The following is a 22618-nucleotide window of genomic DNA, read 5'->3' as shown; positions in this document are numbered from 1 at the left end:
GGCGCGCGCGGTGTGGCGGCCCCCCCCCCCCCCCCCGGCCCGCGGCCCCCCCCCGCCCCCCGGGGGGGGGCCGGGGGGGGGTGGGGCCAACCCGCCCCGCGGGGCCCCCCCCCCCCCCCCCCGGCCCGCGACGTTCGTTTCAGGCTATCTGCGTCTGCCCGCCGATACCCTCGTGGTCGACGTCTCGCCAGAAGTCGACGTCGTACTGCGTGTCCGGGATCTGGATCATCTGCCACGATCCAGCGGGTTGCGGATGTCCGCCTGCCAGTTCCAGTTCCTCGATGTCGATCTCGAGTCGGTGGATGCCGTTGAGGATGCACTCGACGTCGTTCACGACGCGACGGTTGGCGTGGCACTGCGGATACGTCGCGACCAGCGACGTCACGCACCCTCGCAGATTGGCGATCAGATGCCGCAACTCGTTTACTTCAGGCTTGATGGACATGAATCTCCTTGTCGTGATGAGGAATCGGTACTAGTGCGGCAACCGCGAGATGAGGTGGCCAGGCTGATGAAGCAGACGCGTGGTGACCGCGGCGCACAGTCCGATCAGCCCAGCCGCGACGAACACGTTCAGCAGAGCGGGGGAGTGCACCAGGAAGGCTGGCAGCCCGATACCGATCAGTCCACCGAACACCTTGGCGCTGTAGACCAGGCCGAAGTTGCGCACGGCGTTGTGCTCACCGAAGTAATCCGCCACCAGGCTCGCCAGCAACGGGTAGCAGGCACCGCCCGCCAGGCCGCTGAGCCCGGCGAAGATGATGAATGGCGCCGCCTGATGGACGACGGCCGAAAACACCAGGCCCAACTGGGCGCAGCCCGCGAGCAGCAATGCCCCGGTCAGTGTCTGACGTCGCCCGAACCGGTCGGAGACGTCGCTGGCCACCGCGCGCCCGCCGCCACTGACGACGGCGAGCAGGCCGATGGCCGCCGCGGCGACGACCGCGCTGAAACCGTTGGAAATGGCGGCGATTGGCACGTAGGCGACTGCCAGCAGGAACGTCGCGGCGGCGAACACCATGATCAGATACATCACCACGAACGCGGTCGTGCGCACCGCCTGGCCCGGTGCGAACTGCCGGGCGGCAGGCGCGTTGCTGCGCAGACTGCGGTTGAGTCGCTTGTCGACAGCCCACAGCCGCGGATCGACATCGGCCGGCCACCAGCCCGCGGGTGGATCCCGAAAGAACAAGCCGCACAGGGCCACCACCGCCAAGACGACGACGCCGACGCCGGTCAAGATGGCGGTGTGGTTGATCTCCGAAAGGCTTGCCGCGAACAAGATGATGAACGGAACGGCGCCGTAGCCGAAGGCGCCTGTGACGACGCCGATTCGCGATCCTCGAGCCTCGGGATACCACTTCGCGACCGTGGAAGCGCATGTGGCGTAGACAATTCCCGCACCGCTGCCGCACAGCACCGAGTAGCCGAGGACGGCACCGGCGAGACTGCCGGTATAGGCCAGGCTGAACGGGCCAGCGGCGCACAGCAGCGCGCCGACGAGCATCGCGTGCGAAGGGGCGACGACCGAGCGATGGCGCAGTGCCGCCGTCAGCGCCGCAGCGCCGGCTTGGAACATCACCCACAAGGCCAGCACCCAGAACGCCGGGGTCAGGTTCCTCGCCGTTGTCTCGACAGCGGCCAGGCCGTACCCGTACTGCAGCACGCTGATGGCTGCCATCGCCGCCCACGGCAGCCACAACATCCATTTGCGGGACCGGCCCATGATGTCCTGCGGTTGCTCACCGACTCGGTAGGAAAGGCCGTGGAAATCCCGAACTTCGGCGACTGCGACTCCGTGAGTGTTGCCGTTCATGGTCGGCCTCCGAAACGTTCGAGTACGATTGCATACAGTATGCGACTAGCATAACTATGACGTGGATCACTTGTCTACCGTTAGTTCAAACCGAGAATGGAGCGCCGTCATGGGGCGGGTAACCAGCAGATATCGCATCGTCCGCGTCGCCGATGGGGTGGCCAGCGCCAGGCCCGACTCGCTGGCCGCCGAAGAACCGCTGGAGATACGGGTGTCCGGCCGACCGCTGACGGTGACGATGCGCACGCCCGGCAACGACTTCGACCTCGCGCGCGGATTCCTGGTCAGCGAGGGCGTGGTGGCCACCGAGTCGGACGTCGCCGCGATTCGCTACTGCGCGGGTGCCACCGCGGACGGGGCCAACACCTACAACGTGCTCGACGTGGTGCTCGCCGCCGGCGTCCCGTTGCCCGACGTCTCCGTCGAGCGCAACTTCTACACCACCTCCTCGTGCGGCCTGTGCGGCAAGGCCAGCCTCGATGCGGTGCGCACCATCAGCAGGTGGCGGGTGGCCGATGATCCGTTGCGGCTCAACGCCGACACGATCGCCACGCTGCCGGACAAGCTGCGGTCTGCGCAGCGCGTCTTCGACCGCACCGGCGGACTGCACGCGGCGGCGCTGTTCGACTCGACGGGTGAACTGCTGTGCGTGCGGGAGGATGTCGGGCGGCACAACGCGGTGGACAAGGTCATCGGGTGGGCATTCGACGATCGGCGGTTGCCTCTGACCGGCACCACGCTGATGGTCAGCGGGCGCGCCTCGTTCGAACTGGTGCAGAAGGCCGTGATGGCCGGAATCCCTGCTCTGGCAGCAGTATCCGCGCCGTCTTCGCTCGCGGTCGATCTGGCCAGAGAGATGGGGCTGACGTTGATCGGGTTCCTGCGCGGGTCGTCGATGAACATCTACTCCGGCGCTGACCGGGTCCGCGCGGACGAGGCCGAGGAGCTACTCAGCCTCTGATTTGGCCTGCCGCTGATCGTGATACACCTGCTGAGTGTGCTCGGTGTGGCGCTGCATGATGCTGCTGGCCAGGTCGGCGTCACCGGCGGCGATCGCCTTGATCAGTTCGGCATGCTCGGTCCAGGCCGCCTGCCCGCGCGGCTGCGCGATCGGCAGGTAATACCAGTGCCATCGTCGTTCGACCAGGCCAATGTGCTTGGCCAGCACCACGTTTCCCGCGATCTCGGTGATCGCGGCGTGTAGGTTGACGTTCGCCTCGACCAAGGCCTCCGAATCGTTGGCGGCGAGCGCGTTCAGGCCGTCTTGTTGCAACTCCCACAGCCGGTTGACGTCTTCCGGCGTGGCGTTCTCGGCGGCCAGTCGCGCCGAATAGGTTTCGAGGACCGTACGGACGCCCAGCAGCTGGTCCACCTCGTCCTCGGAGGGCGTGTGCACGAATGCGCCCTGAGCGGGCCTCAGATCGATCCAACCGTCCGTCTGCAATCGCTGCAGCGCCTCCCGCACCGGTTGCCTGCTGACACCGAGGTACTCGGCCAGTTCGTTCTCCACCAGATGCTGCCCGCGCTGAAGCGTGCCCTGCACGATCAGATCCACGATCGCGTCGTAGACGGCCTGGCGCAGAGGCGCGGGGCGCTGTACTCGCCGTGCAGCGGCGTCGCTCAACGTGTGGGCGCGCTTTCGCGGAGTGGGAAGTGACATCGCGCATTCCTCCAACCAGGTTGTGGTCCTGCCGGCACAGATTACAGGCTTTCGTATGCAATAAACTCCGTTCGCCGCGACTCGCCCAACGGGTACTTGATCCGCGGCAACAGAACACCCCGGGTGCGGACGTCCGATCCGGACTCCTCCTCACCCGGGGTGTTCTGTGTAAGCAGCCGGCTAGTCGACTGCGAGCACCTTCTCGGACTGCGTCGGATCGCCGGGCCGCGTCGGTGTGGATTCCTTGAGCTTGGGCTGACGCAGCAGGATCGACAGGAAGGCGCAAGCGATGCCGACCGAACCCGCGATCCCGAATGCGGCGCCGTAACCCCAACTGTCCACCACGACCGCGCCCAGTCCGGACCCGACCAGACCGGACACCAGCTTCGAGCTGTAGACCAGGCCGTAGTTGGTGGCGTTGTTGTTCTCACCGAAGTAGTCGGCGGTCATGGCCGCGAACAGCGGGAAGATCGCTCCGCCGCCGAAGCCGGACACCATGGACGCGAGCAGGAACAGCGGCATGCTGCCGATCGACCCGGAGAAGTACACGGCGAACTGGGCCAGGCCCAGCACCACGCACACGATGATCAGCGTGTCCCTGCGGCCCACCCGGTCCGAGATCCAGCCGATGACGCCGCGGCCGGTGCCGTTAACTATCGCCTTGAAGCTCATGGCCAGGGCCACGATGCCGCCTGCGAAGCCCATCTCCTTGCCGAACGGCACCTGCATGGCGATACCGAAGATGTTGATGCCCGCGGTGCACAGCAGGACGAACCACATCAGCGGCAAGATGCCGGTCTTGATGGCCTCCATCGGTGTGTACTGCCGGACCGCCGGCGGGTTCTTGGCCAGCGCGCGACGGATCTTCGGATCGTCGTTGACCTTCAGCGGATCAACGTGCGGCGGCCACCAGTTCTTCGGTGGGTCGATGAAGAAGAAGCCGCACAGCGCGACCACACCGGCCAGGAAGAGGCCGACGGCCAGCAGGATGCCCTCGTAGTTCTCCAGGTCCATGTAGCTGGTGAACAGGAAGATGAAAGGCACCGAACCATAGGCGAATCCGCCGTTGACGAAGCCGGTCTTGCCGCCCTTACGTTCCGGATACCACTTGCCCACCATGTTGATGCAGGTGGCGTAGACGAAGCCGGCGCCGCCGCCACCGAACAAACCGAAGCCCAGGTAGGCCAGCAGGACATGCGGGGCATAGGCCAGCGACAGGTATCCGAGCAGAGCCCCCACCGCACCCAGCATCATCGCCGCGCGCGCCGAGAGCTTGCCGCTCTCCCGCATCTGACCGACCGGGAACGCCACCGCCGCCTGGAACATCACCCAGACGCCGAGCAACCAGAAGATGTGGCCGCCGTGCCAGTTGTGCGCCTCCGACAGCGTGTCCTCCGCGGAGGTGAAGGCGTACTCGGACGAGCTGACGGCCATCATCGCGATCCACGGGAGCCACACCATCCAGGCCCGTGACCGTCCCAGGATGTCGCGGTCGGTCTCACCGACCCGGTACACCCTGCCGTTATCGTCGACTACCTCGCGGTATGTCGGCTGAGCTGACGCGTTCATGCGTGTCGAATCTCCTCTTCGTCTCTGTATACTGCCGACTGTCTGCTTTTCATGTGGCGGAATCGCTAGATGACTCCCTTCGCCTTGAGCGCGGTGAGCTGGCCGCCAAGCCCTAGCTCTTCGCCGTAAATATCGGAGTTGTGCTCGCCCAGCAAAGGGGAGCGAACGATTTCGACGGGGGAGTCGGATAGCTTGATCGGGCAGCCCACCGTGGTGAACTCGCCCCGCTCGGGATGATCGACCCGGACCACCATCTCGTTGGCCGCCAGCGACGCGTCCTCGAAGATCTCCTTGGTGGAAAGGATTGGGCCGCAGGGGATGTTCTGCTCGGTCAGTAGGTCGAGCACCCGCCACTTGCCCAGGCCCATCGTCCACTCCTCGATGAGCTGGAACATCTTGTCCAACTTGTTCAGCCGCGCTTGCGGCGTGCTCCACTCCGGATCTGTCACCAGCTCCGGCCTGCCGATCAGATGCGCGATCGGTTCCCAGCCGACGGGCTGGACGACGACGTAGATGTAGTCATTGGGGCCGCCGGGTGCGCACTTCACGGCCCACCCGGGCTGGCCACCGCCAGAGGCGTTGCCCGATCGCGGAACACAGTCGCCGAAGTCGTCGTTGGGGTACTCACCGAGCGGTCCGTGTTCCAGCCGCTGGTGATCGCGCAGCTTGACGCGGCACAGGTTCAACACCGCGTGCTGCATCGCGACCGTCACCCGCTGTCCGCGACCGGAGTGCTCACGTTGGTACAGGGCGGCCAGGATGCCGGCCACCGTGTGGATGCCGGTGCCGGAATCGCCGATCTGCGCACCGGTGGCCAGCGGTGGACCGTCTTCGAACCCCGTCGTGCTCATGGATCCGCCCATGGCCTGAGCAATCACCTCGTAGGCCTTGTAATGGGTGTACGGGCCGTCGCCAAAGCCCTTGATGGAGGCGAAGATCAGCCGCGGGTTGATGCGCTGCAATTCTTCCCAACCGAAGCCCATCCGCTCGATGGCGCCAGGGCCGAAGTTCTCGGCGAGGATGTCGAAGCGAGGGAGCAGATCGGTGAAGATCCGCTTGCCCTCCGCCGACTTCATGTTCAGCGTGATGCTGCGCTTGTTGCAGTTCAGCATCGTGAAGTAGAGGCTGTCCGCGCCGGGGACGTCCCGCAGCTGCTTGCGCGTGACATCGCCGGCCGGTGCTTCGAGTTTCACGACGTCCGCGCCCAACCAGGCGAGGATCTGTGTGCACGATGGGCCGGACTGGACATGCGTCATATCCAGGACGCGCACGCCATCGAGTGCCTTTCTCAAGACAGTCCCCTTTTAGTGGTGTTTGTGATTTACGGCCGTCGCGGCAGACACAGCCCGCGCGGGGGTGGAACCGCACGTTGATCAGTGAGCACTTGCCGGACCCGGCACAGTTCGCCCGCTGCGATTCGAATACTCATGCGTTAGTGGTTGTGAAGGCAGTCACTCGGCTCGTCAGGAAGTAACGGACATCACACGGCGTACGGTATACCTCATACAATCTGCGCGCAAGCCCCGAGTTTTCTGGCAACTTCCTGGTGGTACTTCCCTAGGCCCCAGCAAACGCGTAGTCTCCGCCCGATTCGGCGCTGCCAGCGGGCTCTCGCCACGGCTGCCGGACCGCGTCACCGGCTCAATCGTTTCTCGCCAAATATCGCGTAAACCATTGGGGGACAGTGTTTTAACGAATCGCGCCCCGACTGGCCATCTTCGCCCGGATAGGCGAGGGGAGGTGCCGCGGCGCGGTGCAGCGCGGCAGTCGAATTTCCTGTGGATCTGCTTCATGCAAGCGGGTTTTCAGCTTCCTGACAGGAAAGTCTGTGAGTACTGATTGATCGCTGGACAACCGGTGTTGCGTCCACCACACTGTTGTCTACCTCATACGGTATGCAATCTTGTGGCTCAGCTTCTCGTCCTGAGAAAGCAAACCGGCTCGAGTTAGGAAGTCTCCGAATATGGTTCAGGTCCCTCCGGTCAGCGACGAGGTGGAATCGGATCCGCCGACAGGCAAGGCGCTCTCTGGCGTCCGAGTGCTCGACATGACGCACGTGCAGTCGGGCCCGTCGGCCACCCAACTGCTCGGCTGGCTGGGCGCAGACGTCATCAAGCTAGAAGCGCCCGGCACCGGTGACGTCACGCGCAGCCAACTCCGCGACGTCCCCGGCGCGGACAGCCTTTACTTCACGATGCTCAACTGCAACAAGCGCAGCATCACGTTGAACATGAAGTCGGCGGAGGGCAAGCAGATCTTCACCGATCTGGTGTCTCGAGTCGACATCCTCGTGGAGAACTTCGGCCCCGGCGTCGTCGACCGGTTCGGCTTCACCTGGGAACGACTGCGTGAAATCAACCCACGCCTGATCTACGCGTCCATCAAGGGCTTCGGTCCCGGTAAATACTTCGATTACAAGGCCTACGAGGTGATCGCCCAGGCGATGGGTGGCTCGATGGCCACAACGGGTTTCGAGGACGGCCCGCCTGTGGCGACCGGTGCGCAGATCGGCGACTCCGGCACCGGAATCCATCTGGTGTCAGGCATTCTGGCCGCGCTCTACCAGCGAACGAACACCGGTCGGGGGCAGCGCGTTGAGGTAGCGATGCAGGAGGCGGTGCTGAACCTGTGCCGGGTCAAGCTGCGAGACCAACAGCGGCTGACCAGCGGGCCGCTTCTCGAGTACCCGAATCAGAGCTTCGGGGACGAGGTGCCCCGATCGGGCAACGCCTCGGGCGGCGGCCAGCCGGGGTGGGCGGTCAAGACCAGGGGCGGCGGACCCAACGACTACATCTATGTGATCGTGCAGCCGCAGGGCTGGGCGCCGCTGGCCGAGCTGATCGGCAGGCCCGACCTGTCCGACCATCCGGACTGGGCGCGGCCTGAGGACCGGCTTCCCAAACTCGACAAGGTCTTCGCGCTGATCGAGGACTGGTCGGAGCGGCACAGCAAATGGGAGGCGCTCGAGGCGCTCAACGCGATCAACATCCCCTGCGGGCCGGTGCTTTCCACCAAGGAACTGATCGAGGACGAAACGCTGAACGAACTCGGGGCGATCGTCGCGGTCGAGCACCCGCAGCGTGGCGCGTTCAAGACCGTCGGCTCTCCGCTCCGGTTGTCGGATTCGCCGGTCGACATCGTCCGCTCGCCATTGCTCGGTGAGCACACCGACGAGATCTGCACGGAGCTCGGCTACACGCCCGAACAGCTCGAACTGTTCAGGAACGCCGGCGTCATCTGAGTCATTGGCTCTGCGACGAAAGGACAAAACCGTCATGCCATAAACCGGGCGGCGGCGCTTGCGCCGCCGACGTCAAGAACCGCGTGCCCACGAAAAACGCTGCGGCGGTACGCAATTGCTTCACAGGGCTGCCACCCGAGTGAAGCCAAGCAAGCGCTGGAGACTTCTGTCGCGAAAACGCCACGCGACGCCCCTCGATGCGCGAGCCTTCAACCATTCGTAGAAAGAGAATCAAGCATGTCGTCAACTTTCGCAAGTTATCGCGAGGTCACCGACGCGAACGGCCGGGTGTACCGCGTCGGGGAGACCGACCAGGAACTGCTCGGCAGGTCCCGTGCGTGGATGGTCTGGCTGCCCTGGGCCGCCATGATTGCCGTCAGCGTGTACGAGTACGGCTACGGTGCCGCGGCGAAGGCCATCCGAGAAGCCCATCACTGGAGCATGGGCGAAACGTTCTGGCTGCTGTCGATCTGGGCGTTCTTCCAAGCTGCCATCGCCTTCCCCGCCGGAAAGCTGCGCGAGAAGGGCATTCTTTCGGCCCGGGCCGCGATGCTCATCGGCGCGGTTCTCTCGGCCCTCGGTTTCGTCAGCATCACCCAGGGCAACCTGGTGCTGGCTTACCTCGGCTTCGCGGTATGTGGCGGCATCGGCGCGGGCCTCGTCTATGCCACTTGCATCAACCTCGTCGGCAAGTGGTATCCGGAACGGCGTGGCGGCAAGACCGGGTTCGTCAACGGTGGATTCGCCTACGGCGCGGTGCCGTTCATCTTCATCTTCAGCTATGCACTTCACCCCAACACGTACGTGTGGGTGCTCGACCTGGTGGCCGCCTACATGCTGATCGTCTGCGCCGTGTGCGGCTGGCTCTTCCGCGACCCGCCGAAGAACTGGTGGCCGTCGGAGATCGACCCGCTGCAGTGGGCGAACAGCAAGTCCGGCGCGGACAGCTTGAAGAAGAATCCGCCTGCAGTGCGGCAGTACACGCCGATGGAGGCCATCAAGACCGGCATGTTGCCGCTGATGTGGCTGTCACTCGGAATCAGTGCCGGTGTCTCGCTTTTCGGCATCAGCTACATGGTGCCCTTCGCCAAGGACCTCGGCTTCGGCCCACTGATCGCTGCATCGTCGGCCGGTGTGTTGTCCGTTATCAACGGCACGGGGCGCACCGTGACTGGTTGGCTGTCAGACAAATTCGGGCGCAAGCAGACGCTGCTCGTGGTGCTGTTGATCGAGGCACTGTCCCTGGTCGGTCTGCTGTACGCCGGCAAAGCCCACAGTGAGATCGCGTTCCTGGCATTCGCCTTCCTGGTCGGCTTCGGCGGTGGCGCGTTCTACCCGATGTTCGCCTCGCTTACGCCTGACTACTTCGGTGAGAACAACAACGCCAGCAACTACGGTCTGGTGTACAGCTCCAAGCTGTTGGGCTCGATCGTCGGAATCGGCGTGGGCGCCAGCGTCATTGACGCGTGGGGTTACACCGGCGCCTATTGGATTGCCGCGGCGAGCGCCTTGGTATCGGCCGGACTGGCATGCTTGTTGCGTCAGCCGGGTCATGACCGAGTACCTGCGGCGCGGCCGAGCTCATCGGCTGCCGAGAAGTCGCTGACACCAACGATGGCCGACTGACCGAAGTCGAAAGGCGGCCAAGGGCGAACGATCAGTCGTTCCCCTTGGCCGCTTCTTGGCGTCGCTGTTCCTGGTAGATCTCCCTGGTGCGCTCGGTGTGCAGCCGCATCAGGGCGCAGGCCCGTCCGGCGTCGCGCTTGGCGATCGCGTCGATCAACTCGGCGTGCTCCTCCCAGGCGGCTTTCGACCGCACCTGGGCGATGGGCAGGTAGTACCACCGCACGCGGTGCTCGACCGATGCCCGTAGATCGGCGAGCACTTTGTTGGCCGACATCGTCACGATGTGGGTGTGCAGCTTCGCGTTGGCGGAGACGAGCACTTCCTCGTCGTCGACGGCGAGCGCTTCCTCGCCGATGCGTTGCAGCTCGTAGAGGTGCTCGATCTGGTCGGGCGTAGCGTGCTCGGCGGCCAGCTTCGCCGACTCCGCCTCGAGAAGGCTGCGTGCGGCAAGAAGCTGATCTGCCTCCGACTCAGTGGGGATGTGAACATATGCGCCGAGCGCGGGGCGCAGGTCCACCCAACCTTCAGTGTGCATGCGCTGCAATGCTTCTCGGACCGGCTGCCTGCTGACCCCGAGGGCATCAGCCAGATCCTTCTCGACCAAGTGCTGTCCGGGCTCCAACTCGCGAGTGATGATCATCTCGACAAGAGCCTCGAAGACCGCCTCGCGCAGCGGTGCGGGGCGCTCGACAACCGGCGCCCGTTTCCGCGTCGCGCCGCCTGAAAGGAGGCCGGTGGCCGTGGGGGTTACTGGGTGGGTCATGGACTGCCCTTCTGGTTTGCGGCAGGGTGCCCTCAGCATACAGTCGTCAGGATGCAATCAGCGGACACGCCCGCTGAGAGGTGTGGCACACGCGCGCCCAGTACTTCGGTTGTTTCGTAATACGGAATAAGCTAGTCATCAAGCGGAGCGCTGCTGATTCGACGATCTGGAGGTTTGCCGTGGCGGACGGTGTCCAATCGGTCGAGCGCGCCTTCGAGCTGCTGGAGATCATGGCAAGCGCCGGCGGCAGCATCGCGCTGGGTGAGCTGGCCACCCGCGCCGAGCTGCCCCAACCGACAATCCACCGCCTGGTCAGGACGCTGCTCGCGATGGGCTACGTGCGACAGCTGGAGAATCGTCGATATGCGCTGGGACCCAAGCTGATTCGGTTGGGGGAAAGCGCCGCTCAACTCGTCGGCGCGTGGTCGCGCCCGCACCTCACCGAACTCGTGGAGCGTACGGGCGAGAGCGCCAACATGGCCGCGCTGGACAACGACATGGCGGTCTACGTCGCGCAGGTGCCGTCCCCCCACGCGATGCGGATGTTCACAGAAGTGGGCCGCCGCGTGCATCTGCACTGCACCGGGGTGGGCAAGGCGCTGCTCATGCAGTTGCCCAACGACAGCGTGGAGGCGCTGCTCAAGCGGGCCGGGATGCCGGCCTCCAACGAGAACTCGTATACCACCCCGGAGGCGCTGATCCGGGACATCGAATTGAGCAGGGCGCGCGGCTACGCCATCGACGAGGGTGAGCAGGAGATCGGCGTGCGGTGTTTCGCGGTGCCGGTGCCCGACGCTCCCACCCTGACCGCGATCTCCATCTCCGGTCCCGCGACCCGCCTGACCCTGAAGTCGGCGACCAAGGTGGCTCCGCTGCTGAAACGCGTTGCGCGCGATATCGCTTCGGAGTTCGACCGCGAGACCACGGTCTAGAAGCGCCGAGAAACGCCGAAATGCACGTTTTGTAGCGGAACTTCGAGAAGGCCTCTACAAAACGTGCATTTCGCGCAACAAGGTACTAGTCCACCAGGAGCAGCGCCGCGGCGGTCGGCGCCTCCTCCAGTGTCTCGGCGAGATCGTTGAACTCGGTGATGTTGTCGATTTCGGTGCCCATCGCGATGTTGGTGATCTTCTCGAGGAAGATCTCGACCACCACCGGCACCTTGTGCTCCTGGGCCAACTGCTGAGCCCGTTTCAGTGCCGGACCGATGTCGGATGGCTCGGAGACCTGAATTGCTTTGCAGCCCAGGCCTTCCGCCACGCGCAGGTGGTCGACGCCGTAGCCTTTCGGGACGGTGCTGTCGTCACTTTCCTGCGCATTGATGTTGTCGAAGCCCAGGGACACGTGGTAGTTCATGTCGAAGCCGCGCTGCGCCTGCCGGATCAGGCCCAGGTACGAGTTGTTGACCACCACATGGACGTACGGCAGGTTGAACTGCGCGCCGACCGCCAACTCCTCGATCAGGAACTGGAAGTCGTAGTCACCCGACAACCCGACCACGCTGGCAGTCGGATCCGCGGCGACGACACCCAACGCGGCGGGCACCGTCCACCCGAGCGGCCCTGCCTGCCCGCAGTTGATCCAGTTCCGCGGGCCGAACACCTGCAGGAACTGACCGCCTGCGATCTGCGAGAGTCCGATCGCGGTGACGTAGCGGACGTCGCGGCCGAAGGCGCGGTTCATCTCCTCGTAGACCCGTTGCGGCTTGATCGGCACATCGTCGAAGTGAGTCTTGCGGTGCATAGTGCGCTTGCGCTGCCCGCATTCGTCGACCCACGCGCTCCAGTCGGGCAGCGTGCCTGCCGCGCGTCGGTCCTTGGCGACGGCCACGAACTGCTCCAACGCCGCCTTCGCGTCCGAGACGATCCCGAAGTCAGGGGCGAAGACCCGGCCGATCTGTGTCGGTTCGATGTCGACGTGGACGAAACGCCTGCCGCGACGGTAGGTCTCCAGCCCGCCGGTGTGCCGGTTCGCCCACCGGTTGCCGATGCCCAGCACGAAGTCCGAGGCCAGCATCGTCGCGTTGCCGTAACGCTGCGACGTCTGGAGTCCGACCATGCCCGCCGCCAACCGGTGGTCGTCGGGAATGGTGCCCCAGCCCATCAGCGTCGGCACCACGGGCACATTGAGGATCTCGGCGAGTTCGACCAGCAGACCCGACGCGTCGGCGTTGATGACGCCGCCACCCGAGATGAGCAGCGGACGCTCGGCTGACACCAGCATGTCGATGGCCTTCTCGGCCTGCGCGCGCGACGCCGCAGGCTTGTAGACCGGCAAGGGCTCATACGCCTCGGGGTCGAAGTCGATCTCCGCCAGTTGGACGTCGATCGGCAGATCGATGAGCACCGGCCCCGGCCGTCCCGACCGCATCAGATGAAACGCCTGCGCGAATGCACCTGGCACTTGGCCAGGTTCGAGGACCGTCATCGCCATTTTGGTCACCGGTGCGGCGATCGAAGCGATGTCGACGGCCTGGAAATCCTCTTTGTGGAGCTTGTTCACCGGTGCCTGCCCGGTAATCGCGAGGATCGGAATGGAGTCCGCCGACGCGGAATACAACCCGGTGATCATGTCGGTGCCCGCAGGACCCGACGTGCCGATGCACACGCCGATGTTTCCCGCGGCGGCGCGCGTGAAGCCCTCAGCCATGTGGCTGGCGGCTTCGACGTGGCGGGCCAGCACGTGCTTGATTCCGCCGTGCGCCCGCATCGCCGAGTAGAACGGGTTGATCGCCGCGCCGGGGAGTCCGAATGCTTGTGTGGCGCCCTCGATCTCGAGGATCCGGACCGCGGCGTCGACCGTTCGCATCCGCGCCATCAGATCTCCTTGCCGGAGAGCCGCTCGACACCCAGCAGCAGCGCGGAATGGTCGAGCCCGCCGTCGCCGTTGGCCATTGCGGAAGCCATCAGCTGCGCGACCAGGGAGCCCAGCGGGGTGACCACACCGGCCTCGCGTGCCGCGGCGGTCACGATGCCCATATCTTTGTGGTGCAACGCGATCCGGAAGCCGGGGTCGAAGTTGCGCTCCAGCATCTTCGCCGCCTTCTGGTCGAGCACGGCCGAACCGGCCAGCCCGCCACCGAGCACCTTGACGGCGGCTTCGATGTCGACGTCGTAGGCCTTCAAGAAGGTGATCGCCTCGGCGAGCAACTCGATGTTGCCCGCGACGATCAACTGGTTGGCCGCCTTGACGGTCTGGCCCGCCCCGTTGGTGCCGACGTGCACGATGGTCTTGCCAACTGTGTCCAGAATCGGCTTGGCCGCTGCGAAGTCCTCCTCGGAGCCGCCGACCATGATCGACAGCGTGGCGTTCTTCGCGCCCGGTTCGCCGCCGGACACCGGCGCGTCGAGGATGCGCAGGCCGCGCTCGATGCCGATCTTGGCGAATTCGGCGGTGATGTCGGGCCGGATCGACGAAAAGTCGATCACCAGCGTGCCGGGCTGAGCGTGCGCGAAAACGCCGTCGTCACCCAGCAGCACGGCCTGCACCTGCGGGGAGTCGGGCACCATCACGGCCACCACGTCGGCGCCTTTGACGGCCTGCTCGATGGTTTCGGCTGCGCTACCGCCGGCCTCGACCAGCGCCGCGGTGCGTTCCGGTGTGGTGTCGACGCCGACGACGGTGTGGCCCGCCTTGACCAAGTGGGCCGCCATCGGGCTGCCCATGATGCCAAGTCCGATGAAAGCGATGGTGCTCATTAGATCCTCGTTTCTGCTTGTGATTCCAGGGTCGCGACGCGGTCTTCGCGCGGCAGCCATTCGAAGGTGTCCGGTTTGGTCGCCTTGTACTCAAGGCCGACGTATCCCTCGTAGCCCTCTGCGGCCAGTTGCTCGAGGTAGGTGCGGATCGGGATCTCGCCGGTGCCCGGCTCACCGCGGCCGGGGGCGTCGGCGATCTGTACGTGGCCGATCCTGCTGCCGTACTTGGTGATTGCGGCGGTGATGTCGTCGCCGTTGACGTGAAGGTGGTAGAAGTCGGCGAGCAGTCGCAGGTTCTCTGCGCCATGTTCGTCGTGCACCCGGTCGATCACGCCGATGGCGTCGGCCGCCGTCAGAAGCGGGTACTTCGGTGCCCCGCTGACGGGTTCGATCAGCACCGTGGCGCCGATGCGATCTGCCGCACGGGCGGCGTAGCCGAGGTTGCCGACGGCGACGTCATCCTGGGTCTCCGGCGAGTGCTCGTCGATGCGATTGCCGTACAGCGCATTGAAGGCACGCGTGCCGAGGGTTTCGGCGATGCCGACGGCGATCTCGACGTTGTCGCGGAAGTCCTGCGTCAAGGCCGGGTTGGACAGGATGCCGCGGTCGCCTGCGGGCATGTCACCGGCGGCGAAGTTGAGCCCGGTCAACTGGACACCCGCGTCCTGGATGGCGCGGACGAACGCATCGACGTCGGCGTCGGCCGGGGTCGGGGTGTCGAACGGCCACCAGAACTCGACCGCCTCGAAGCCCGCGTTACGGGCTGCGCGCGGCCGATCCAGCAGTGGCAGATCGGTCAGCAGGATCGAGCAGTTGACCGTATAGGCCGTCATTCCGCGTTCCTTTCGTATTCCGCAATACGGAATTAAACACTCACAATGCAAAATAGTGAACGCTGCCGCCGGTCGTATTGTCAAGGGCGGACCGCTGGTAACGCCTCTGAACGGCCTGAAAGCGTTGACGTCGGCGCCTAGAACGTGCGACGGTATAACTCCGGAATAACAATTCCGGATCGCGGAATTGTTTGCTGGTTCGAGACGGAGGGGTGTTCAGTGACTGGCCATGTCGTGATCGCGCCCGACAAATTCAAGGGCTCGTTGACGGCCGCGGAGGCGGCCGAAGCCCTCTCGGCGGGACTCAAACGCAGCGACCCCGCCCTGGTGACGGTGCTTCGCCCGGTCGCCGACGGCGGCGACGGAACGCTGGACACGGTGCTCGCGGCGGGCTTTGAGCGAGTTGCCGTCTACGGCAAGGGGCCGACCGGGCAGGTGGTGCAAACGGCATACGCCCGCAGCGGCGGCACCGCCGTCGTGGAGATGGCCGAAATCTGTGGCCTGCAACGACTTCCAGGCGGGGAAAGGGCTCCGATGACGGCCTCCAGCTACGGTCTCGGTGCGGTGGTGGCCCAAGCCCTCGAGCACGGCTGCCGCGACATCATCATCGGCGTCGGGGGCAGCGCCAGCACCGACGGCGGAGCAGGCTTGCTCGCCGCACTCGGCGCCATCGCGCGTGATCGCAACGGCGAGCGGATCGACCCGTCCGGGCAGGGCATCGGTGACGCGGAAACGCTCGATCTGACCGGACTGCATCCCGGGATCGCCTCTGCCACATTCACTCTCGCCAGTGACGTGGACAATCCACTCTGCGGTCCGCTGGGTGCGGCCAGCGTGTACGCCCCGCAGAAGGGCGCCACCGCAGAACAGGTCGAGGAGCTCGACCGCTCGCTTCGCCGCTGGGCCGAGGTGGTGGAGCGTGAGACGGGATCGGTTTACAGCTCCGCCGCTGGCGCCGGTGCGGCAGGTGGCGTCGGCTTCGCCGCGCTGGCCGTGTTGCGCGCGAAAATGCAGCCCGGCATCGACGTGATTATCGACCGCATCGAGCTCGATCGGCAGCTGTCGGGGGCGCGCGCGGTCGTCACTGGCGAGGGCTCACTCGATCGGCAGTCGTTGCGCGGCAAGGCCGCAGTCGGCGTGTGCCGGCGCGCCGCCGCGCACCGGGTTCCGACGTTCGCCGTAGCGGGCGTGTCGGCGTTGACGGCCGACGAGGCGATTGGGGCGGGGTTCGCGGGCGTCTACGCGCTCAGCGACCTGGAACCGGATCAGGCACAGTCGATGGCGCGGGCCGCCGAACTGCTGACCGCGGTGGGCGAGCAGCTCGGCCGGTCGCTCACCGCACCTTGACGACGACCTTGCCTTTCGCGGTTCTGTCCTCGAGCGAGGCGATCGCGTCGGCGGCCCTGTCCAGCGGGTAGACGATCGGCTCTGGGGCAGACACCCTGCCCGACGCCAGCAGCGGCTCGAGCTCTGCCCACTGCTCGTGCAGATAGCCGGGATGGGTCAGGCTCCAGGCGCCCCACCCGACACCGACCGCGTCGACGTTGTTCAGGAGCAGTCGGTTCACCTTGACCGTCGGAATGTCGCCGCCGGTGAACCCGATGACCAGCAGCCTGCCACCGGGAGCGAGGGAACGCAGGGAGTCGGTGAACCGATCACCGCCGACAGGATCGACGACGATGTCCACGCCCCGCCCGCCAGTCAACTCCTTGACCGCGTCCTTGAACCCGTCGGCCAGCACGACATCGGACGCCCCCGCCGCCTTGGCCACCGCAATCTTGTCCTCGGTGCTGACCACCGCGATGGTGCGCGCCGCACCCCACGCCGGCGCCAGTCGCAACGTCGACGTCCCGATGCCGCCCGCGGCACCGTGCACCAGCACCGTCTCACCTTCGGCGAGACGGCCGCGCGTGCGCAGCGCATGATGCATTGTCAGGTCGTTGAACAACAGACCGGCGCCAGCCTCGAACGACACTGAATCCGGCAGCTTGAACACCCGATCCGCTTGCAGCGCAACCACTTCCGCCATCGCGCCACACAGCATCGTCAACCCGGCGACTCGATCGCCCGCAGCGACGTGCGCGTCGGCGGGCGCACTGCGCACCACCCCGGCGATCTCTGCGCCCGGCGTGTACGGCATCTGCGGCTTGTATTGATAGAGGCCCCGCGACTGCAGGGCATCTGGAAACGCCACACCGGCGGCGTGAACATCGATCAGGACGTCGCCGTCGCCGGCGCCCGGTTCGTCGATCTCGACGACCTTCGCGGCTTGTGGTCCGTCGAGGCTGGCAATCTGAATCGCACGCATCGCACTATTTAACTCCTGCGCCGTGTGCGCCCAACCGACCGGTAGGCTGGTATTGACGGCAGCGTTGCCGAACTCGATGGGAGCACGTATGGGACGTGGCCAGCGGGCCGGTTCGCCGGCCAGAAAATTCGCCGCGGCCGAGGCATTGCCCAAAGGCCGCGTCGTTGCCGTTCGGTCCGAGGACGGCATCCGTCTGCACACCGAAGTCTTCGGGCCGGAAGACGGTTATCCGATCGTGTTCGCGCACGGCATCACATGTGCCCTGCGCGTGTGGGCCTACCAGATCGCAGACTTATCGCGGGATTACCGCGTCATCGCATTCGACCACCGCGGCCACGGTAAGAGCGCGGTGCCGCCGCGGCACACCCGGTACAGCCTCGACATCCTGGCCGCCGACCTGGATGCCGTGCTGGCGGCGACGGTGTCGCCGGGCGAGCGGGCAGTCATCGCCGGCCACTCCATGGGTGGCATCGCGATCACGGCGTGGGCCGACCGGTTCCCCGATCGGGTGACGCAGCGCGCGGACGCCGTCGCCCTGATCAACACCACCACCGGCGACCTGCTGCGCAATGTGAAGCTGCTGGGTGTGCCAGCGCCGTTGGCGCAGGCGCGGGTGCGTGCCGCCGGCACCCTGCTCAAAACATTCGGGGCCGCACCGCTTCTGCGCGCGGTGGACCGGCCGAGCAGGCGGTTTGTCTCGACCATCGCGGTGGGTCGCGACGCCGATCCCTCGGTCGTCGATTTCATCTACGAGTTGTTCACGTCGACACCGCCCGCGGGGCGTGGCGGCTGGGCCCGCACGCTGGTCGACGCGCTGGGCCCCGAGCACATCGGCATGACCAATCTGACCGTGCCGACGCTGGTCATCGGGAGCACCAAAGACCGCCTGCTGCCGATGGTTTCGTCGCAGCACATCGCGAGGATGGCCCCCAACCTGGCATCGTTCGTCGAGTTGCCCGGCGGCCACTGCGCCATCGTCGAGCGTCCCGACGACGTCAACAAACACCTGCGCATGTTGGCCGAGTCCGTGCGGCAACAGCGCAGCGCCTGATCAGGCTCTCGAGCGCTCACCGTTGCGGTCGGCCGCCGCGCGGTTCGGCGCGGGGAATTCCTCGTCGAGGACGTCGACGAGTCGGTCCACGAGCCATTCGGTGAGCAGCCTGCCCTTCTCGGGAGTGGCCTCCACCGGCGACGACAACGATCCGCTCGCCGTCGACATGCGGGTGTCGATGGGGACGACGTCATGGTTGACCACCCGCTGCGGTTGGTCGGGTGCCATCCGGTCGTGCCGCACCGCCGAGGGGTCGAAGTGCATCCACAGCGAGGTCTCGATGACGGCGGCGTGTTCGAGCGCCAGCCCGGGAAATTCGCCGGGCCAGATGAGCTGCTGGCGTTCCGCGGTGAACTCGGGGAAGACGTCCTCGACCACCACGATCTTGAGCTCCGGGTTTTGTTCGGAGACAAGGTAAGCCGGTTCGTAGACGAAGCCGGCGTTCTCGTAGTGCCAGTTGTACAACATGATGTTGCGGAATCCGGTGCGTTTGAGCTCACTGAGCACGTCTTCGAGCATGCTCATGAACGTGGTTGCTCGCAGCGAGACGGTGCCCGGAAAGTGTTGCCCGCCACCGCTTCCCGGCCGGCTTCGGTAGCCGAACGGGATGAAGGGGCCGACGACCAGGTCCCGGGCGCGACCGGCTTCGCTCAGGACGTTCTCCGGCAGCACCCAGTCGGTGCACACAGGCAGGTGACGTCCGTGCTGCTCGGTGGCCCCGACCGGGATGGCGATCGGGATGTCGGCGCGCGCCGCATCGGCGATTTCTTCCCACGTCATATGGCGGTACACCCGAGGCGCTGTCATAGCAAACTCCTGTTTCAGCTCAATGGTTCTCGTGATCTGTTTTCGGTCATGGGATCGGATCCAGGCCGCGGACCTGGGTTTCGGTCGCGACGGTAGGGGGCTGCGGGGCCGACCACTTCTTCGAGCCGAACCATGCCGAAAGCGCGAGGCAGATGAGCACCACCTCGGCGATCAGGTATTGCCGCTCCTGGGTGGCCAGCGCGATACCGGTGAACCCGATCACCACGAGCGGCGGCAGCGGCCACAGCGGCATCTTGTACGGCCGTGGCTCGTTCGGCATGCTGCGTCGACTCCACAACGCGGCCAGGCCGATGCAGAAGTACACGGCGGCGATCACGGTGCCCGCGAAGATGATCAGGAAGTTGAGCGCCGAGGTGAAGATCAGCACCGCCGCCGGGATGGCCAGCAGCATGACACCGGCTCCTGGCGCACGGAACCTGTTGATCGAGCCGAGGATTCGGTTCACCGCCGGCGGCCACACACCGTCGCGACCGGTGGTGTAGACACCGCGGCCGAAGTACATCAGCAGTGACAACATCGCGTTGAACAAAGCGATGATCACCCCGACGTCGATGATGATCCTGGCCTTGTCGCCGAGCGATGCCTCCACCGAGTAGATGACCGGCGCCGGCGCGTTGAAGAATTCCTTCAGATCCGGTGCGGCGACGACGGCGGAGATCAGCGGGATCATGATCAGCAGGCAGGCGAGCACGGCGGAGATGATCACCGCCTTGGCGATGTTGCGTTCGCCGCCTTTGAGTTCCTCGGAGAAGCCGAGCGCGGCGTCATAGCCGTTGATCACGTTGAATGCCGGTGCCAGGGTGGCCAACATGACGGCGGCGCCGACCGCCACCAGTTCGCCGTTGCTCAGCACGGTCGGGTGGAACGTGACCTGGGCCAGCGGCTGATGCGGGTGCAGAAGCGCTGCGACAGTGATGATCCCGAGAACGACGCATTCGACGACCACCATCGCGGCGGTGGCCCACGCACCCACCTCCACTTTGGTCAGGGCGAGGGCGGTGGCCAGCGCCAACAGCACGACGGCGGCGGCGGTGTCGGGAATTCCGAATGACGGGAACAGGTCTCGTAAGTAGCCGGGTATTCCCAACGCGATGCTGGCCGGGATCACGATGCCCTGGATGAGGTAGTTGAACATCGTGATCCAGGACAGCGGCCCGGGTAGGACGCGCCGGACAAGCGAGTACATGCCGCCGGCGATCGGGAACATCCCGGCAAGTTCACCGAGACACAAGGCGATCAACACGACGACGACGGACAGCAGCAGGCCTGCTCCGATGGAGAACGTCCCGCCGACCACGAAGACTCCGGCGGACAAGAACAGCACTGCCATGGTGGGGGAGACGTCGGCCATGGCCAGGCCGACGACTTCGGGAATGTTCAGCCTGCGCTCGAGTTGCTGGGAATAGCCGAGTTGCTCGAGCCGAGAACGGGTTTCCGACATGAGGGTCTCCGTGATGGATGGTTTCAGGGCGTTGCGACGCCGATGGAGCCGGCAGGCACGCATCCGGTGCGACCGCCGTCGGCGATCAGATGTGTGCCGGTGATGTAGCCCGCGCGCTGCGACAGCAGAAAGACCACCGCTTCGGCGATCTCCGCGGGTTCGGCGATGCGCTTCATTGCCACACTCGCGGCGTTGTCGGCGAGCTCGGCGGCCGGATCGTCGGCGTCGTCGAACTCGGCCAGGAACATCGGGGTCTTGGTGGTGCCGGGGCAGACCGCGTTGACCCGGATGTGCCATGACGACAGTTCGGCGGCCGCGCTTCTGGTCATCGCCAGGACCGCGCCCTTGGTGGCGGTGTACGCGACGTACCCCGTCTGGCCGATGATCGCCAGTTCGGATGCGGTGTTGACGATCGCGCCTGCGCGGCGGCCCTGCATGACCCGGGCGGCCTCGCGCAGCACGTAGAACGAACCGGCCAGGTTGACGTCGACGAGCCGCCGAAAGACGTCATCGGTGGTTTCGGTGAGCGGGCACGCCACCGATATCCCCGCGTTGTTGTGCACCGCATCGACGGGACCCAGTTCGGATTCCACGCGTTCGACTGCTGCGCGCACCGCGGCCGGGTCTGCGACATCGGCGGCGACGGTGAGCACGCGCCCGCCGTGCTGCTTGACCCGGTCCCGCGCGCCGTCGAGGTCGTCGCCGGGACGCGACAGCAATGCGAGGTCGGCGCCTTCCTTGGCCAGCGCTTCGGCGGTGGCCAATCCGATCCCGGAGGCCGCGCCGGTGACAAGGGCGATGCGTCCGGCCATCTCGTTCATGCGGCCGCTTCCTGTGCACGCAGCCAAGCGATCTGGCTGTCCAAGCCGCGCTCCAACGACCAGGCGGGGCGGTAGCCCAGGTCTCGCGTCGTTGCGGAGAGATCGAACCGGCCGAGACGATCCCAGTCGGGGAGGAAGCCGGGACCGATCTCGTAACGGCTGCCGGGGATGCGCCCGGCGAGCAGGCGCGCCGTCTCGGCGACGGTGATGTGCCGGTCGCCGGAGATGAGGTACACCGCCAGCGCGGGTGCCGCAGCAGTGGCGGCCAGACTGGCGGCGGTGGCGACGTCGGCCACGTAGACGAATTGGAAGGGGTGATCGCCACCCCGTTCGAGTTCGAAAGTCTCGCCACGGATTCCGGCGCGGATCATGTCGCCGAGCAGACTGGGCATCCACAACCCGGGGCCGTAGACCTCGGTCACCCGCAGCGACACGATCTCCATGCCGTACAGCGAGTTGTACACGGAGCCGAACAGTTCGCCGCTGACCTTGGTGACGCCATACGGCGTCGTCGGTTGCGGCGTGACCGTCTCATCGACGGGGACCGTGGGGTCGACGGTGCCGATGGCGCACTCCGAGGAGAAGTTCACGATGCGGCGCACACCGGTGGCGCGGGCCGCCTCGTAGACCGCCAGGGTGCCCTCTGCGTTGGCCTTGAACGTCGTCCACGGCAGCTCGATCGACACACCGGGGTGGCTCTGACCCGCGGTGTGGATGATGCGATCGACGCTGTGCCTGCGCAGCGTGTCGGAGAGGCGCGGGATGTCGAACAGCTCGCCCTGCACGACGGTCAGCCCGTCGCGAGGGTCGACGGCGAAGTCGCGGTTGTAGCTGACGACCTTGTCGCCGTCGGCCAGTAGTTGATTGACCAGGTGACGCCCGACAAAGCCGAGGCCGCCGGTCACCAGAGTGCTCATGGATAATCAGCATGCGACCCGTCCCGGAGTGCATCAACGGACGGAT

At 65.8% G+C, this 22618-nt stretch carries 20 protein-coding genes; 6 read left to right on the top strand and 14 right to left on the bottom strand.

Annotated features, from left to right (window positions below):
* Positions 1-139 precede the first annotated feature (139 nt).
* Together A5724_RS24135 and A5724_RS24130 are read right to left on the bottom strand one after the other, a co-directional pair.
* Entirely contained in the window at positions 140-445 is a 306-nt protein-coding gene (locus A5724_RS24135) for a hypothetical protein (protein WP_067808330.1), read from the bottom strand.
* A 30-nt stretch (positions 446-475) separates the two neighbouring features.
* Complete coding sequence (locus A5724_RS24130) at positions 476-1816, bottom strand: OFA family MFS transporter (RefSeq protein WP_067808326.1); 1341 nt, start codon at positions 1814-1816, stop codon at positions 476-478.
* A gap of 109 nt (positions 1817-1925) precedes the next feature.
* Between A5724_RS24130 and fdhD the strand changes: the two genes are divergently transcribed.
* Positions 1926-2777, top strand: a complete 852-nt coding sequence (gene fdhD, locus A5724_RS24125) for a formate dehydrogenase accessory sulfurtransferase FdhD (protein ID WP_067808324.1) — start codon at positions 1926-1928, stop codon at positions 2775-2777.
* On the opposite strand, the gene A5724_RS24120 is transcribed toward fdhD, so the two are convergent.
* The 3 genes from A5724_RS24120 to frc (A5724_RS24110) form a co-directional block, all read right to left on the bottom strand.
* On the bottom strand, positions 2763-3476 hold the full coding sequence (locus tag A5724_RS24120; RefSeq protein ID WP_067808322.1) for a GntR family transcriptional regulator: 714 nt from the start codon (positions 3474-3476) through the stop codon (positions 2763-2765). The two genes, fdhD and A5724_RS24120, sit on opposite strands and share 15 nt — an antisense overlap.
* 180 nt (positions 3477-3656) lie before the next feature.
* Entirely contained in the window at positions 3657-5045 is a 1389-nt protein-coding gene (locus A5724_RS24115) for an OFA family MFS transporter (RefSeq protein ID WP_067808320.1), read from the bottom strand.
* 65 nt (positions 5046-5110) lie between these two features.
* Positions 5111-6337, bottom strand: a complete 1227-nt coding sequence (gene frc, locus A5724_RS24110) for a formyl-CoA transferase (RefSeq protein ID WP_067808318.1) — start codon at positions 6335-6337, stop codon at positions 5111-5113.
* Between the two features lie 671 nt (positions 6338-7008).
* On the opposite strand from frc (A5724_RS24110), the gene frc (A5724_RS24105) reads away from it, so the two are divergent.
* Positions 7009-8286 carry a formyl-CoA transferase gene (gene frc / locus A5724_RS24105; protein WP_067808316.1) on the top strand — a complete coding sequence of 426 codons (1278 nt, stop codon included), beginning with the start codon at positions 7009-7011 and terminating at the stop codon, positions 8284-8286.
* Between the two features lie 237 nt (positions 8287-8523).
* Entirely contained in the window at positions 8524-9912 is a 1389-nt protein-coding gene (locus A5724_RS24100) for an OFA family MFS transporter (protein ID WP_067808314.1), read from the top strand.
* A gap of 31 nt (positions 9913-9943) precedes the next feature.
* Here the strand turns inward: A5724_RS24100 and A5724_RS24095 are convergent, their stop codons facing one another.
* The gene (locus tag A5724_RS24095) at positions 9944-10675 is read right to left on the bottom strand and encodes a GntR family transcriptional regulator (protein ID WP_067808311.1); all 732 of its coding nucleotides are present in this window, start codon (positions 10673-10675) and stop codon (positions 9944-9946) included.
* 179 nt (positions 10676-10854) lie between these two features.
* On the opposite strand from A5724_RS24095, the gene A5724_RS24090 reads away from it, so the two are divergent.
* On the top strand, positions 10855-11607 hold the full coding sequence (locus A5724_RS24090) for an IclR family transcriptional regulator (RefSeq protein WP_156752428.1): 753 nt from the start codon (positions 10855-10857) through the stop codon (positions 11605-11607).
* 85 nt (positions 11608-11692) lie between these two features.
* On the opposite strand, the gene gcl is transcribed toward A5724_RS24090, so the two are convergent.
* Genes gcl through A5724_RS24075 form a run of 3 tightly spaced genes read right to left on the bottom strand, consistent with a single transcriptional unit; the run spans position 11693 to position 15206 of the window.
* A complete protein-coding gene (gcl, locus tag A5724_RS24085) occupies positions 11693-13492 on the bottom strand; it encodes a glyoxylate carboligase (protein WP_067808309.1) in 1800 nt (599 codons plus the stop codon).
* Complete coding sequence (locus A5724_RS24080) at positions 13492-14373, bottom strand: 2-hydroxy-3-oxopropionate reductase (protein ID WP_067808307.1); 882 nt, start codon at positions 14371-14373, stop codon at positions 13492-13494. Before A5724_RS24080 ends, gcl begins: the two co-directional genes overlap by 1 nt.
* Positions 14373-15206, bottom strand: coding sequence for a hydroxypyruvate isomerase family protein (locus tag A5724_RS24075; protein WP_067808305.1), 834 nt, complete (start codon positions 15204-15206; stop codon positions 14373-14375). Before A5724_RS24075 ends, A5724_RS24080 begins: the two co-directional genes overlap by 1 nt.
* A 219-nt stretch (positions 15207-15425) precedes the next feature.
* Between A5724_RS24075 and A5724_RS24070 the strand changes: the two genes are divergently transcribed.
* Positions 15426-16553 (top strand): glycerate kinase, encoded by a 1128-nt coding sequence (locus A5724_RS24070; RefSeq protein WP_067808303.1) that lies wholly within the window; start codon positions 15426-15428, stop codon positions 16551-16553.
* Here the strand turns inward: A5724_RS24070 and A5724_RS24065 are convergent.
* Positions 16540-17514, bottom strand: a complete 975-nt coding sequence (locus A5724_RS24065; RefSeq protein WP_067808296.1) for an NADPH:quinone oxidoreductase family protein — start codon at positions 17512-17514, stop codon at positions 16540-16542. The genes A5724_RS24070 and A5724_RS24065 overlap by 14 nt on opposite strands.
* Before the next feature lie 88 nt (positions 17515-17602).
* Here A5724_RS24065 and A5724_RS24060 point away from each other — a divergent pair, with 88 nt between their 5' ends.
* Entirely contained in the window at positions 17603-18565 is a 963-nt protein-coding gene (locus A5724_RS24060) for an alpha/beta fold hydrolase (RefSeq protein WP_067808295.1), read from the top strand.
* Here the strand turns inward: A5724_RS24060 and A5724_RS24055 are convergent, their stop codons facing one another.
* From A5724_RS24055 to A5724_RS24040, 4 genes are read right to left on the bottom strand one after another with little or no spacing between them, the layout of a single operon-like run.
* Entirely contained in the window at positions 18566-19372 is an 807-nt protein-coding gene (locus A5724_RS24055; RefSeq protein ID WP_067808293.1) for a creatininase, read from the bottom strand.
* A 46-nt stretch (positions 19373-19418) separates the two neighbouring features.
* Entirely contained in the window at positions 19419-20834 is a 1416-nt protein-coding gene (locus A5724_RS24050; RefSeq protein ID WP_067808372.1) for an APC family permease, read from the bottom strand.
* Positions 20835-20857: 23 nt separating this feature from the next.
* A complete protein-coding gene (locus A5724_RS24045; protein ID WP_232004957.1) occupies positions 20858-21655 on the bottom strand; it encodes an SDR family NAD(P)-dependent oxidoreductase in 798 nt (265 codons plus the stop codon).
* Positions 21652-22572, bottom strand: a complete 921-nt coding sequence (locus A5724_RS24040; protein WP_067808290.1) for an NAD(P)-dependent oxidoreductase — start codon at positions 22570-22572, stop codon at positions 21652-21654. The genes A5724_RS24045 and A5724_RS24040 overlap by 4 nt, the downstream gene beginning before the upstream one ends.
* Between the last annotated feature and the right edge of the window lie 46 nt (positions 22573-22618).

The sequence above is a fragment of the Mycobacterium sp. ACS1612 genome (genome assembly GCF_001667505.1).
GTDB lineage: Bacteria > Actinomycetota > Actinomycetes > Mycobacteriales > Mycobacteriaceae > Mycobacterium.
This window is presented reverse-complemented; position numbering and strand designations above follow the sequence as displayed.